Source organism: Streptomyces sp. SID13666, assembly GCF_010548325.1.
GTDB classification, from domain to species: Bacteria; Actinomycetota; Actinomycetes; order Streptomycetales; family Streptomycetaceae; genus Actinacidiphila; species Actinacidiphila fildesensis.
This window is the reverse complement of record NZ_JAAGLX010000003.1, coordinates 250,516-264,510: the sequence shown is the minus strand read 5'-3', so window position 1 is coordinate 264,510 and position 13,995 is coordinate 250,516. Positions and strand designations below refer to the sequence as shown.

Sequence of the window (13,995 nt, the reverse complement as noted above, 5' to 3'; positions counted from 1 at the left end):
CCTTCCAGCCCTCCCTTCCAGTCACTTCATCCAGTCGCTCCGTTCCAGCCTTCGATCGGGAGAGGCCCATGCCTTCATCTGTCATGCCCATGCCCAATAGTGGCGACGGTCAGAAGCCGCCCGCCGCCGTCTCCGCCGTCGGCCTGCGCAAGTCCTACGGCGACAAGCTCGTGCTCGACGGGATCGACCTGCGCATCCCGGCGGGTACTGTCTTCGCGCTGCTCGGCCCGAACGGCGCCGGCAAGACCACCGCCGTCAAGATCCTGTCCACGCTCATCACCGCCGACGGCGGGCAGGCCCAGGTCGGGGGCCACGACCTGGCCGCCGATCCGCAGGCGGTGCGTGCCGCGATCGGTGTCACCGGGCAGTTCTCGGCCGTTGACGGTCTGATCACGGGTGAGGAGAACATGCTCCTGATGGCGGATCTGCACCACCTGCCGAAGCAGGAGGGGCGGCGGGTCGCCGCCGAGCTGCTGGAGCGCTTCGATCTGGTGGAGGCGGCGAAGAAGCCGGCCTCCACCTACTCGGGCGGTATGAAGCGGCGCCTCGACATCGCCATGACGCTGGTCGGGAACCCGCGGATCATCTTCCTCGACGAGCCGACCACCGGTCTCGACCCGCGCAGCCGGCACAACATGTGGGGGATCATCCGCGAGTTGGTCTCCGACGGCGTCACCGTCTTCCTCACCACCCAGTACCTGGACGAGGCCGACGAGCTCGCCGACCGTATCGCGGTGCTCAACGACGGGAAGATCGCCGCCGAGGGCACCGCGGATGAGCTGAAGCGGCTCATTCCGGGTGGTCATGTCCGGCTGCGGTTCTCCGATCCGGACGTGTACCAGGCCGCCGCCGTCGCCCTGCGCGAGGTCACGCGGGACGACGAGGCGCTGGCGCTGCAGATCCTCTGCGACGGCAGTCAGCGCGAGCTGCGCGTCATCCTCGACTGGCTGGACGCGGCCGAGATCGAGGCGGACGAGCTGACCGTGCACACCCCCGACCTCGACGACGTCTTCTTCGCCCTGACCGGCGGGAACAACGTCCCCGACCAGTCCAAGGAGACCGTCCGATGAGTGCCTTCTCCCTCGCCGTCCGCGACTCGAACACGATGCTGCGCCGCAACCTCCTGCACGCCCGGCGCTACCCGTCCCTCACCCTGAACCTGCTGCTCACGCCGATCATGCTGTTGTTGCTCTTCGTCTACATCTTCGGCGACGTGATGAGCGCGGGCATCGGTGGCGGCGGCGCCGACCGCTCCGACTACATCGCCTACATCGTCCCGGGCATCCTGCTGATGACCATCGGCGGAACCGTGGTCGGGACCGCGGTGTCGGTCTCCAACGACATGACCGAGGGCATCATCGCCCGCTTCCGCACGATGGCGATCCACCGCGGCTCGGTGCTCGTCGGGCACGTCGTCGGCAGCGTGCTGCAGTCGGTCATGAGTGTGGTCCTCGTCGGCGCCGTCGCCGTGGCCATCGGCTTCCGGTCCACGGACGCCACCGTCCTGGAGTGGCTGGCGGCGTTCGGGCTGCTCGTGCTCTTCGCCATGGCGCTCACCTGGATCGCCGTCGGCATGGGCCTGATCAGTCCGAACGCCGAGGCCGCCAGCAACAACGCACTGCCGATGATCCTGCTGCCGCTCTTCTCCAGCGCCTTCATCCCGATCGACACCATGCCGGGCTGGTTCCAGCCGATCGCCGAATACCAGCCCTTCACCCCGGCCATCGAGACGCTGCGCGGCCTGCTGCTCGGCACCGGGATCGGCAACAACGGATGGCTCACCATCGCCTGGAGCCTGGGCCTGACCGTACTCGGATACTTCTGGTCGACCTCGAAGTTCAACCAGGACCCCAAGTAACCGCCATGACGACGCGGGCTCCTTCCCGCAACTCCTCCCGCCCCAGGGCGGCGTACCCGACACCGCGTCGGCGTACGCCGTCCGGGCGTTTCTACGCTCCGCTGCCCGCCGCGTCGAGGACGTCGCGGACGCCGAGTTCAACGTCTATCTCGAGCGTGACCACGCCGACCCCGCCGCCGACTCGGTGGGCTACCGGCAGCATGCGCTGTGGCTCAGCCAGGACGAACTCGGCGAGATGATCGGTGGGATGCGTGCCGCGATCGTGGCCCAGCTGCGTAACGAGCCGTCACCGGACCGCAGTCAGCATCTGCTCTCCCCGATCCTGTTCCCGATCGGGAGCCGCCCGCACCGAAAAGCTAGGCGCCGTTGTGTCAGGTCATGATCTGTCCGAGGACGGTTCGACGATGGCCTTGCGGCGGCAGTAGGCGGCCTTGCCTGGTGTGGTCCGCAGCTTGCGGGCCCATCCGTTCCTTGAGGGCGGCGTTCGCCGGGATGCGTCCGCGTGGTGCGGGTCGAACGCCCGGAACCGCTTGTCCACCACCGCTCCACGGCCCTGCGACCGACTCTTTCGGCCGGCTCGACCTCGAACAACCCGTCCCCAACTACGCAGACCACCATCTCCCGCACGAATGATCACGAAACACGGGCGGGTAGCCCATTGCTGGGACACGCTGCTAGCCGGCAGGCATTCCAGCCGAGGCGTCCTCCAGCGTCCTGCGTAGCAGGGCGACGGTGGATGCCAACCGCTCCAGCGAGCCGGGCGTCAGCGGCTCGGCGAGCCAGGAGCGCAGCCCGTCCTCGAAAGTGGGCGTGGCGGCGGCCAGCAGCGTGCCGCCATCGGGGGTCAGTTCCAGCAGTGACGAGCGGCGGTTGCTGGGATTGGGTCGCCGGACCACCCAGCCGGCGGCCTCCAAGCGGTCCACCGCCTTGCTGGTTGCCCCGACGGTGATGGCGGCCTCCTCGGCCAGGTCGTTGACCCGGCAGGCGTCCCGACTGTCGATGATGCGCAGGAACTCGAACTGGCCCATCGTCAGACCGTGCTCGGCGCGCAGTCGTTCGCCCAGCGCGTTGTAGAGCCTGGTCTCGTAGCGGACGAGATCCATGAACACCTGCGTGAGGTCGGTCACACTCTGCTCCAGATTCGCGGGAATGATATTCCTGGGAATATAGTTCCTAGTGAAGAACAGTACTCATCTGGAGGATCGCATGAGCAAGGCACAGCGCGCGACAATCGACACCCTGATGCGGCAGGCCCCGTTCGACGGCAGCCTCCCGCCGGAGCAACTGCGCAAGGACTTCGAAACCCAGATGACCTCGGGCCCGGCCCCGGCCGGGGTGACCGTCAGCCCCTCCGTCCTCGGCGGGCGTCCCGCCCTGACCGTCGAGCCCGAGGGCAGCCCCGCCACCGGGACGATCATCTACTTCCACGGCGGATGCTGGGTCCTCGGCTCACCCGCCACGGCCCTGCAACTTACCGCCGCGCTGGTGCGCCGCACCGGCGTCCGCGCCGTCTCGGTCGACTACCGGCTCGCCCCCGAGCACCCCTTCCCCGCTGCCGTCGAGGACGGCCTCGCCGCCTACCGCGACCTGCTCGACCAGGGCGTTCCGGCCGAGCAGATCGTCCTGGCCGGGGAGTCGGCCGGCGGCGGTCTCAGCATCACCACCCTGCTCACCGCCCGCGAGGCCGGACTGCCGATGCCGGCCGCCGCGGTCGCCTTCTCCCCGGGCCTGGACGCCACTCGCTCGGGCGAGAGCATGACCACCAAGCACGACGCCGACCCGCTCTTCACCCGCGCGGACCTGACCACCGTCTTCGCCCACTACCTGGCCGGACAGGACCCCGACCAGCCGCTGCTGAGCCCGGCCCTCCACGCCGACCTGACCGGGCTGCCACCGCTGCTGCTCCAGGCCGGCTCCAACGAGGTCCTGCTGGACGACTCCACCCGGTTCGCCGTCCGGGCGGCCGCTGCCGGGGTCGACGTCCAGCTCGACATCACCGCCGACGTCCCCCACGTCTTCCAGGCCTTCGAGGGCCTGCTGGACGAGGCCGACGCGGCCCTGGACCGCGCCGCCCGCTTCATCACCGCCGCACTGGCCCGCACCTGAACCGTTCCGCTCTCCGGCGGCACCTCCGGGTCCTGGCGCTCCTGGGATCCGCAGAGCGTCGGTGTCCTGCGCGTGGCCGGCATCGCGGCCGTCGTGTCCTGCGTGAACCTGCTGATCGGCTGAGGAGGCCCTTCATGTCTGCACGGCGTCGCGCTGCCCGAACTGGACCTCGGTGGCGGACACGCGGTTCCGTACGGGCCGGGGGAGAGCGCGCTCGACATCACCACGCTCGCGGACCGGATCCGCCATGAACTTGCCGACGGCTGCGCCCGATCGGGGCTGCCGCTGCCACGGCTGACCATCGAACCCGGCCGAGCGGTCGTCGGACCTGCCGGAGTCGCGCTCTACGACGTGGTGTCCGTCAAGCGGAGCGCGCATGGGTTCGCCACCTCAAGGCCCACCGGACGACGCTGGAGCGCCGCCTCGAAGCACGGAGCGGTGTGGAAGGCGCCAACGCTGTCACCGTTGGTGCGGAGCTGTTCAACCGCTACCTGGCCAACTCTGAGGAACCGAACGGAGAGGGTGAGCAGGTCGTCATGCAGTCCTCGACTTGAGGATCTGCACCCGCTCGGCGGTGAGGGGACGCCCAGCCTTGCGGAGCCTGTGGATGATGGGCACGGCGGGATCCTCCAAGCGGCGGGAGCCGTCAGGACGCGTACGCGGTCGGTTCAGGGTGTGCCGGCGCCGTGGTTCGGGTCGAGCGCGATGAGCAGGACGATGGCGGTGACCCAGCTGAGGAGCGCTGTGATGATCAAGTAGGGCGCGTACTTGCGCATGGCGGCATCCTTCTTCTCACGGCGGTTCCAGCGAGGGAAGCCAGAGATTGAAGCCGGCGATTGAAGCCGGCGATTGAAGCGTACGCACAGCCCGCGGCCATCAGGTCGATGACAAGCGGGCACAGGTGCCCCGACCCTGTGAGCAGGTCGATGGTGCATCCACGGGCCGGGACCGTGGCGGGCCGGGACGAACAGGGTCGGTGCCCGGCACCACAGCCACAGGCACACTCTTGACGGTTCTCCTCCGCGGGGTCGCGGAAGACCCGACAACGTCGGGGAGGGTAAGCCGCAGGTCAGCCGACGAGAGGGAGGTCGTGCCGGGGTGCCGCGGAGACCGTGCCGAGGCGTTCCAGCAGTAGTCCCTCCCGGGTGGACCAGGGGCAGATGTCGACGCTCTTGGCCTCGCACGCGGAGAGGAGGGCCTCGGCGACCAGAGCGCCGGCCAGGGACTGTCCCGCGCGGTGCCGGGAGATGCCCGGCAGGTGGGTGAGCAGGCCGGGGTCCGCTGCGGCCAGCACTGGGATCCATCCGCGCAACTGGGGCAGCGTCAGCTGCTGCCCGGCATGAGGCTTCATGTCCGGGCACGGGGCGCCGGCCAGTTCGGCGAGCTGCTCGAAGGTCTTGGAGCAGGCGACGACGCGCCCGTTCCGGGAGGCCACCGGCAGGTCGGGCACTGCCCCCAGGGTATGGCTGAGGTACTCCCGGATCTCCTGCAGACGCCCCGCCGACGGGAGGGTGCCGGCCGGGAACCAGTCCCGGGTGATCCGGCGGGCGCCCAGCGGCAGCGAAAGTGTGCTGCGGGGCTGCTCTCCGCGGCCCGAGGCGATCTCCACGGTGCCACCGCCGATGTCCAGCATCAGCAGTGAGCCCGTCCCGGAGCCCGCCCACTGCCGGGCCGCCACATAGGCCAGGCGGGCCTCCTCCTCGCCGGGCAGAACCCGCAGCCGGGTCCCGGTGGCACGGGCCACCCGCGCGATGATCTCTTCCCGGTTGGGCGCGTCCCGGATGACGGAGGTCGCGAAGGGGAACACCGCCGACGGGCAGCCGAACCGGGCGGCGGCCGTCGCCTCGGCCACCGCGCGCTGCACGCTGGTGATTCCCGCCTCGCGTATGCGGCCTCTTCGGTCGAGCGACTCGTGCAACCGCAGCCGCGTCTTGTACGAGAAGACCGGCTTCAATCCCCCACCGGGCCGCCGCCGGACCACTGCCAGCAACGCGCTGTGGCACCCGACATCCAGTACCGCGGCCACTTCCGGGCGTGCCCCTTCCATCCGACTGTTTCCCCCGTTTCACAGTTCGATTGCGTTCGATCCTAGGCGGTGGGTGTCTGTGCGGGGTTGCTCGTGACACAACGTTGATCTCCGCCCATGGGCCGCTGACGCAACGTTGACACCTTCCTCGCCCGGGCCGAGCGGACGAGGGGGCCGCGCGGACGAGGGGCCGGCCGGGGTTCAGCCGACGTGGACGCGGGGTCGGCGGTCGCGGTCCGGTTCGGCCTCGCGCAGTACGTCGCGGGTGACGGGTGCGACCTCGCCCTGTCCGAAGAGGAAGAACCGCAGGAACTGGGCGAAGGAGCCGTCCTCAGCGCTCGGGCTGCGCCCCCGTCTCGCGGAGTTCCGCTGACGTGAGCGGCCGAAGGAGCCCGTTACTCCAGCCCCGATGCGCGGAAGGTGGCCCGCGCCGCGGCCCCGTCGATCTGCTCCGCCGCCCGCAGCAGATCACCTGCCCCGCTCTGCAGGGTCCCGGTGGCGAGGGAGTTGCGGACACCGGCGTCCAGCGCGATCCACAGCAGCGGATTGTCGACAAGCACCCGTGCGTTCAGTTCGACGACGCCACCGAGCGTGTCCCGCAGGACGAGCCGGGGAGCCGTGCCCTGGTGCCAGCGCACGCTCGCCAGGTGGTCCGTGCGGACCCGGCGGCGGCGCAGCAGTCCGCGTGAGACCAGCCACTCCTGGTCCACCGACACCCTCGCCGGTGCGAGAACGGCGAACAGCAGGACGGCCAGCGCCGCCCAGATCCCGGCGCGCGGCGCGGTGAGCTGGCCCTTCCAGGCGTCGGCCAGCGTCAGCACGGCGAAGAGCGCACAAGCGCAGCCCGCCGCGGACCGGAGCTCTCCGGCCCAGAAGCGGTCGCGGGCGCTCGTCCATCCTGAGTCCGCGGAATAGGCCCCGCTCAGCGGAGCGGAGCGTGCGGTTCGCCGTCCCATACGGCCGACGCTAGACACGCCGCACGTCGAAACACCGTGCTTTGATGCATCGCTGATGGATTTTTAACGTCGATCGCCCGGACGGAAGCACCCTCGGTCACGTCACCGGTTCGGCCGGATTCACGCACTCAGCGACGGGCCCACTCCGTACCGCGCCGCCATGGCCTCCACCTCGGTCCAGCCACAGAGCAGCGTGCCGCTCTCCCAGGAGCGGCACGCCCCCGCGTTGACCAGCAGCCACAGGGCCGGATTGGTGGCGAGCACCTTCGGGTTGAACTCCACGCGGTTGCCGTACACGTCGCGCAGCACGAGGCGGGTGGCGACGCCGTCGATGCGGCGCACCGATACCAGGCAGTCGGTGCTGACGCGCTGTTCGCGCAGCGGTCCGCCGACCGCCAGCCATCCGTGGCCCGCGGTCACCCGGGGCGGATGGAGGATGACGTAGAGCAGCGCCGCCAGCGCGGTCCACAGCACGGCGCGGGTCGTGTCGAGCCCGCCCGACCCCCAGTCCATGACCAGCAGCAGCGCGAGGACCGCCGCCGAGGAGGACAGCGCGGTGAACGCCTCGCCCTCCCAGGTCCGGTCGTGGGCCAGTACGTCCTCGGCTTCGTCTGCGCGTCCCATGCGGCAGACGGTAGGAGCGGCCGCGGCGCCGACAGCGGCCGTTGACACATCGCTGACGCGGGCCCCTGGGCTCTTGACGGTCCTCTGATGGCGGGGGTGAAGAACGGTGACAGGAAAGCGTCAAGAAGGCGCCGTTCGGCGTCAGGACCGCGTACGAACCGCGCATCGGCTCCGCGAGCCGCCTCCACGCTGGGTATCCACACCATGGAGGTACGACCACGATGTCCGTTCTGACCAGCGAGCCGACTCTCGAGGCATCCGACGGGGAACCCCCGGACCCAGCTCAGGAGCAGCACAAGCTGACCGCGCTGCAAGGGTTGGCCGCCCTGTCGCTGGACGCGATGGCGTCGGTGGCGTACGGCCCCGAGGCCATCGTCCTGGTGCTGGCCGCGGCGGGCGGGTACGGGCTCGGGTTCACCCTTCCCGTCACCCTCGCGATAGCCGGCCTGCTGGCCGTCCTTGTCGCCTCCTACCGCCAGGTGATCGCGGCCTTCCCGGACGGCGGCGGCTCGTACGCGGTCGCCAAGCGGCACCTGGGGCGGCGTACCAGCCTGGTGACGGCGGCCTCCCTGATCCTGGACTACGTCCTGAACGTGGCCGTGTCGGTGACCGCCGGAGTGGCCGCACTCACCTCGGCGTTCCCCGCCCTGTACGGCGACCGGGTGTGGATCTGCCTGGCGGTCCTGGTTCTCGTCACCGCCGTCAACCTGCGCGGCATCGTCGACTCGGCCCGGGCGTTCATCATCCCCACCGCGGTCTTCGTCGGCTCCATCCTCACGATCATCGTCGTCGGGCTGTTCCGGGACGCCCCCGCCAGCACCGAGGCCGCGGCCGGCCACGCCTCCGCGCTGGGCGCCAACGCGACCACGGTCGGCGCGCTGCTCCTGATGAAGGCGTTCGCGGCGGGGTGCTCCGCCCTGACCGGCGTCGAGGCCGTCGCCAACGCCGTCCCGTCCTTCCGTGCTCCGGCGCGCAAGCGCGCCCAGCGCACCGAGGTGGCGCTGGGCGGGCTGCTCGGCGTCATGCTGATCGGCCTGTCGGTCCTCATCGGCCGCTTCCACCTCCAGCCGGTCGAGGGCGTGACCGTACTCGCCCAGCTCGCCGACGCCTCGCTCGGCCACAACTGGGCCTTCTACGTCGTCCAGTTCGCGACCGTCGTGCTGCTCGCGCTCGCCGCGAACACCTCGTTCGGCGGGCTGCCCGTGCTGATGGGCCTGCTGGCCCGGGACAACTTCCTCCCGCACGTCTTCGGCCTCAAGGCCGACCGTCAGGTCCACCGGCACGGCGTGCTGGCGCTCGCCGCCGTCTCCGCGCTGCTGCTGGCGTTCTCGGGCGGTGACACCAACACGCTCGTGCCGCTCTTCGCGATCGGAGTGTTCGTCGGCTTCACCATCTGCCAGACCGGCATGGTGCGCCACTGGCGCGCGGAGCGATCGCCGGGGTGGCGGGCGAAGGCCGCGCTGAACGGTTTCGGGGCGGTGCTGACCGGTGTCGCCGCGGTGATCACCACGTCGGTCAAGTTCACCGAGGGCGCCTGGATGATCGTGCTGGCGCTGCCGCTCCTCGTCCTGCTCTTCGAGGCGGTCCACCGCGCCTATGTCCGCATCGCCGGCCGGCTGGGCCTGGGATTCATTCCCGACGCCCCGCACCGCGACCGGTCCGTGATCATCGTCCCGGTGGCGTCGCTGTCCCGTCTCACCAGCGAGGCGCTGACCGCCGCAGTCTCCCTGGGCGACGAGGTCATCGCGGTCACCGTCACCGACCCCGACGACCGCGAACGCACCGAGGCCCTGCACCGCGACTGGGCGCTGTGGTCGCCCGGCGTCGAACTGCGCGACCTGCCGTCCCCCACGCGTTCCGTCGGCCGCCCCGTCGCCGCCCTCGTCCGTCGGATGGCCGCCGACCAGCCCGGCACCCGGATCACGGTCCTCATCCCGGAGGTGGAGCCCGCCCACATGTGGCAGCGCCTGCTGCAGAACCAGCGCGGCGCGGTCGTCGCCCACGCCGTCCGTCGTGACACGGACGCCGTCATCTGCCGGCTCCGCTTCCGTCTGGCGGCCCCGGACGACCAGTGAGCCACCACGCGGGAACCGGTGAGGAGATCTCCACCACCCGCCCGTCCGCCACCGTGAACTGCAGCAGTGGCCGGACCGCGGTGTCGGTGGCGGCCGGACCGGTGCGTTTGACCAGGGCCCGGCCCGACGGCCACCGCCGGCGCCTCAGGGACACGTCAGGATCGCGCAGTGGAGCGGGGCGCCCCAGCGGTGGAGCAGGCGTCCGGAATCCGGCGTGCGCAGCCCTCGGCACCGGCTTTTCCGCAGGTGAGGCCGGGTGCGTAAGAGAGGCGTCAAAAGCGTGCCAGTGGCCGTAAGGGACGCATCAACGAAAGACGAAGCGGCCTGTTCAGGAGGTTTGCTCAGAGGGTCAGAGATTCCGACTCTTCTAGGAGCACACGATGGCCGACATGGCCTTCGTCGTCACCACGATCGCGGTGTTCGCGTTGGTGGCTCTCATCGCCAAGGGGGTGGCAAAGCTGTGACCGCCGAGAACATCGTCGGCCTCGTCGTGGCCGTCGCCCTCCTGGGCTACCTCGTCCTCGCCCTTCTTTACCCGGAGAGGTTCTGAGTCCAGATATGAGCCCCGTCCTCGCCGGTGTGCTCCAGATGCTCGCGCTGATAGCCGCGCTCGCACTGGCATACCGTCCGCTCGGCGACTTCATGGCCGGCGTCTACTCCTCCGACAAGCACCTGCGGGTCGAGAAGTGGATCTACAAGGCCATCGGCGCCAACCCGTCCACCGAGATGCGCTGGCCCGCGTACCTGCGCGGTGTCCTCGCCTTCTCCGCGGCGAGCGTCCTCTTCCTCTACGTGATGCAGCGGATCCAGGGCAGCCTGCCCGGTTCGCTCGGCTTCTCCGCGATCGACCCGGACCAGGCGTTCAACACCGCCGCGTCCTTCGTGTCGAACACCAACTGGCAGTCGTACTACGGCGAGCAGGCCATGGGCCACGTCGTACAGACCGGCGGCCTCGCGGTGCAGAACTTCGTCTCGGCGGCCGTCGGCCTCGCCGTGGCGGTGGCCCTGGTACGCGGCTTCGCCCGCTCCCGCACCGGTGAGCTCGGCAACTTCTGGGCCGATCTGGTGCGCGGCACCGTACGCATCCTGATCCCGATCGCGGTGATCGGCGCGATCGTGCTGGTCGCCTGCGGCGCGATCCAGAACTTCTCCGGTATCCACGGTGTCGGCCAGTTCATGGGCGGCTCGCAGCAGTGGAACGGCGGCGCGGTGGCTTCCCAGGAGGCCATCAAGGAGCTGGGCACCAACGGTGGCGGCTACTTCAACGCCAACTCGGCGCACCCCTTCGAGAACCCGAACGGCATCTCGAACCTCTTCGAGATCTTCCTGATCCTCGTCATCCCCTTCGCGCTCACCCGCACCTTCGGCAAGATGGTCGGCAGCGTCAAGCAGGGCTACGCGATCCTCGCCACGATGGTGACGATCTGGATCGGCTTCACCGCGCTGATGATGTGGACCGAGTTCCACCACGGCGGCCCGGCCTTCAACATCGCCGGTGGTGCGATGGAGGGCAAGGAGACCCGGTTCGGTGTCGGCGGCTCGTCGATCTTCGCGGTGGCGACCACACTGACCTCGACCGGCGCCGTGAACTCGTTCCACTCCTCGTTCACCGGCTTCGGCGGCGGCATCACCATGCTGGGCATGCAGCTCGGCGAGATCGCTCCCGGTGGTGTCGGCTCCGGCCTCTACGGCATGCTGATCATGGCCATCATCGCGGTGTTCATCGCGGGCCTGATGGTGGGGCGCACCCCCGAGTACCTGGGCAAGAAGATCGGCACCCGCGAGATCAAGTTCGCGGCGTGCTACATCCTCATTACCCCGGCGCTGGCGCTGTGCTTCACCGCCGCCGCCATGGCGCTGCCGACCCCGATGACGTCGATGACGAACTCGGGCGCGCACGGCTTCTCCGAGATCCTGTACGCGTACACCTCGGGCGCCAACAACAACGGCTCGGCCTTCGCCGGGCTCAACGCCGACACCCAGTGGTTCAACACCACGATCGGGCTCGCGATGCTGCTCGGCCGGTTCCTGCCGATGGTGTTCGTGCTGGCGCTGGCCGGCTCGCTCGCCGAGCAGAAGCCGGTCCCGGCCACCGCGGGCACCCTGGGCACCCACAAGCCGCTCTTCACCGGGCTGCTGGTCGGCACGATCATCATCGTCACTGGCCTGACCTACTTCCCCGCGCTGGCGCTGGGGCCGCTCGCCGAGGGGCTGGGGTCATGACCACTCGTCTGAAGCAAGAGGACTCGATGTCCACTGTCACTCCGACCCGTGCCCCGCACCACGATGTGCCCACCGGTCACCAGCCCGACGGCGCACGCGTCGGTGGGGGCCTGTTCGACCCCAAGCAGCTGATCAGGTCCTTCCCGGACGCGGTCCGCAAGCTCGACCCGCGGGTGATGGTCAAGTCCCCCGTGATGTTCGTGGTCGAGATCGGCTCCGTGCTGAGCACGATCTTCGCGTTCACCAACCCGGGCGACTGGTTCGGCTGGGCCATCGCCGCCTGGCTCTGGCTCACCACGATCTTCGCCAACCTGGCGGAGGCGGTGGCCGAGGGCCGCGGCAAGGCGCAGGCCGACACCCTGCGCAAGGCCAAGACCGACACCGTCGCGCGGCGGCTCAACGGCGGCGTGGAGGAGAGCGTTCCCGGTGCCGAGCTGCGCATCGGTGACCTGGTGGTCTGCGAGGCCGGCGACGTCATCCCCGGTGACGGGGACGTCGTCGAGGGCGTCGCGAGCGTCGACGAGTCGGCCATCACCGGCGAATCGGCCCCGGTCATCCGGGAGTCCGGCGGTGACCGCTGCGCGGTGACCGGTGGCACGAAGGTGCTCTCCGACCGCGTCGTCATCAAGATCACGACGAAGCCGGGCGAGACGTTCATCGACCGGATGATCGCCCTGGTCGAAGGTGCCTCCCGGCAGAAGACGCCGAACGAGATCGCGCTGAACATCCTGCTGGCGTCGCTCACGATCGTCTTCCTGCTCGCGGTCGTCACGCTCCAGCCGTTCGCGATCTACGCCGGCCAGAAGCAGTCGATGATCGTGCTGGTCGCGCTCCTCGTCTGCCTCATCCCGACGACCATCGGCGCGCTGCTGTCGGCGATCGGCATCGCGGGTATGGACCGGCTGGTGCAGCGCAACGTGCTGGCGATGTCGGGCCGTGCCGTCGAGGCCGCCGGCGACGTCTCCACGCTGCTGCTCGACAAGACCGGCACCATCACCCTGGGCAACCGCCAGGCGTCGGAGTTCGTACCCGTCCAGGGCACCACGGACGCCGAGCTCGCCGACGCCGCTCAGCTCTCCTCACTCTCCGACGAGACGCCGGAAGGCCGCTCCATCGTCGTGCTGGCGAAGGAGAAGTACGGGCTGCGCGAACGGCAGCAGGGCGAACTGAAGGGCGCCGACTGGGTCGCGTTCACCGCCCAGACCCGCATGTCGGGTGTGGACGTGGACGGCCGCAAGGTCCGCAAGGGCGCGGCCGGTTCGGTCATCGCCTGGATCAACGAGCGCGGCGGAGTCGTCGCCAAGGACGCCCGGACGCTCACCGACGCGATCTCCCAGGCCGGCGGTACGCCGCTGCTCGTCGCCGTCGAGGACACCGAGGGCGCCCGCGTACTGGGCGTCATCCACCTCAAGGACGTCGTCAAGGAGGGCATGCGGGAGCGGTTCGACGAGCTGCGCCGGATGGGCATCAAGACCATCATGATCACCGGCGACAACCCGCTGACGGCCAAGGCGATCGCCGAGGAGGCCGGCGTCGACGATTTCCTCGCGGAGGCGACTCCTGAGGACAAGATGGCGCTGATCAAGCGGGAGCAGGCGGGCGGCAAGCTCGTCGCGATGACCGGTGACGGCACCAATGACGCTCCCGCGCTGGCACAGGCGGACGTGGGCGTGGCGATGAACACCGGTACCTCGGCCGCCAAGGAGGCCGGGAACATGGTGGACCTGGACTCCAACCCCACCAAGCTCATCGAGATCGTGGAGATCGGCAAGCAGTTGCTGATCACCCGTGGCGCGCTGACGACGTTCTCCATCGCCAACGACGTCGCGAAGTACTTCGCGATCATCCCCGCCATGTTCGCGGTCGCCTACCCCGGCCTGGACAAGCTCAACATCATGGGCCTGCACAGCCCGCAGTCGGCGATCCTGTCCGCCGTCATCTTCAACGCGCTGATCATCATCGCGCTGGTGCCCCTCGCCCTCCGGGGCGTGCGGTACAAGCCGATGGGCGCCGACAAGATGCTCCGCCGCAACCTGGCCGTCTACGGACTCGGCGGCCTGATCGCCCCGTTCATCGGCATCAAGATCATTGACCTGCTCATCTCCCTCATCCCTGGCATCGGGTGAC

General features: G+C 69.6%; 11 protein-coding genes and 1 pseudogene. 8 read left to right on the top strand and 4 right to left on the bottom strand.

Features of this window, described 5'->3' with window-relative positions:
• Nucleotides 1-68: 68 nt before the first annotated feature.
• Together G3I60_RS08170 and G3I60_RS08165 are read left to right on the top strand one after the other, a co-directional pair.
• On the top strand, nucleotides 69-1,070 hold the full coding sequence (locus tag G3I60_RS08170; RefSeq protein ID WP_164292968.1) for an ATP-binding cassette domain-containing protein: 1,002 nt from the start codon (nucleotides 69-71) through the stop codon (nucleotides 1,068-1,070).
• Entirely contained in the window at nucleotides 1,067-1,858 is a 792-nt protein-coding gene (locus G3I60_RS08165) for an ABC transporter permease (protein WP_164292967.1), read from the top strand. The genes G3I60_RS08170 and G3I60_RS08165 overlap by 4 nt, the downstream gene beginning before the upstream one ends.
• Nucleotides 1,859-2,532: 674 nt before the next feature.
• On the opposite strand, the gene G3I60_RS08160 is transcribed toward G3I60_RS08165, so the two are convergent.
• Nucleotides 2,533-2,985: a MarR family winged helix-turn-helix transcriptional regulator gene (locus tag G3I60_RS08160; RefSeq protein WP_164292966.1), complete on the bottom strand. Its 453-nt coding sequence runs from the start codon at nucleotides 2,983-2,985 to the stop codon at nucleotides 2,533-2,535.
• A gap of 79 nt (nucleotides 2,986-3,064) precedes the next feature.
• On the opposite strand from G3I60_RS08160, the gene G3I60_RS08155 reads away from it, so the two are divergent.
• Both G3I60_RS08155 and G3I60_RS45235 read left to right on the top strand, forming a co-directional pair.
• Nucleotides 3,065-3,964, top strand: coding sequence for an alpha/beta hydrolase (locus tag G3I60_RS08155; RefSeq protein ID WP_164292965.1), 900 nt, complete (start codon nucleotides 3,065-3,067; stop codon nucleotides 3,962-3,964).
• A 141-nt stretch (nucleotides 3,965-4,105) separates the two neighbouring features.
• Nucleotides 4,106-4,336: pseudogene (locus G3I60_RS45235) on the top strand (diaminopimelate decarboxylase); the annotation flags it as partial.
• Between the two features lie 697 nt (nucleotides 4,337-5,033).
• Here G3I60_RS45235 and G3I60_RS08145 read toward each other — a convergent pair.
• The 3 genes from G3I60_RS08145 to G3I60_RS08135 all read right to left on the bottom strand — a co-directional run bounded on the left by G3I60_RS08145 (nucleotide 5,034) and on the right by G3I60_RS08135 (nucleotide 7,570).
• Nucleotides 5,034-6,011 carry a Ppx/GppA phosphatase family protein gene (locus tag G3I60_RS08145; RefSeq protein ID WP_164292964.1) on the bottom strand — a complete coding sequence of 326 codons (978 nt, stop codon included), beginning with the start codon at nucleotides 6,009-6,011 and terminating at the stop codon, nucleotides 5,034-5,036.
• Nucleotides 6,012-6,385: 374 nt separating this feature from the next.
• The gene (locus G3I60_RS08140; RefSeq protein ID WP_239069625.1) at nucleotides 6,386-6,946 is read right to left on the bottom strand and encodes a hypothetical protein; all 561 of its coding nucleotides are present in this window, start codon (nucleotides 6,944-6,946) and stop codon (nucleotides 6,386-6,388) included.
• A 120-nt stretch (nucleotides 6,947-7,066) separates the two neighbouring features.
• Nucleotides 7,067-7,570 carry a hypothetical protein gene (locus G3I60_RS08135; RefSeq protein WP_239069624.1) on the bottom strand — a complete coding sequence of 168 codons (504 nt, stop codon included), beginning with the start codon at nucleotides 7,568-7,570 and terminating at the stop codon, nucleotides 7,067-7,069.
• Nucleotides 7,571-7,791: 221 nt separating this feature from the next.
• On the opposite strand from G3I60_RS08135, the gene G3I60_RS08130 reads away from it, so the two are divergent.
• The 4 genes from G3I60_RS08130 to kdpB all read left to right on the top strand — a co-directional run bounded on the left by G3I60_RS08130 (nucleotide 7,792) and on the right by kdpB (nucleotide 13,994).
• Nucleotides 7,792-9,645, top strand: coding sequence for an APC family permease (locus tag G3I60_RS08130; RefSeq protein ID WP_164292963.1), 1,854 nt, complete (start codon nucleotides 7,792-7,794; stop codon nucleotides 9,643-9,645).
• 460 nt (nucleotides 9,646-10,105) lie between these two features.
• The gene (gene kdpF / locus G3I60_RS08125; RefSeq protein ID WP_078075662.1) at nucleotides 10,106-10,195 is read left to right on the top strand and encodes a K(+)-transporting ATPase subunit F; all 90 of its coding nucleotides are present in this window, start codon (nucleotides 10,106-10,108) and stop codon (nucleotides 10,193-10,195) included.
• Between the two features lie 8 nt (nucleotides 10,196-10,203).
• Nucleotides 10,204-11,868: a potassium-transporting ATPase subunit KdpA gene (gene kdpA, locus G3I60_RS08120; RefSeq protein WP_138352474.1), complete on the top strand. Its 1,665-nt coding sequence runs from the start codon at nucleotides 10,204-10,206 to the stop codon at nucleotides 11,866-11,868.
• Nucleotides 11,865-13,994, top strand: a complete 2,130-nt coding sequence (gene kdpB / locus G3I60_RS08115) for a potassium-transporting ATPase subunit KdpB (RefSeq protein WP_164292962.1) — start codon at nucleotides 11,865-11,867, stop codon at nucleotides 13,992-13,994. Before kdpA ends, kdpB begins: the two co-directional genes overlap by 4 nt.
• Nucleotide 13,995 lies beyond the last annotated feature (1 nt).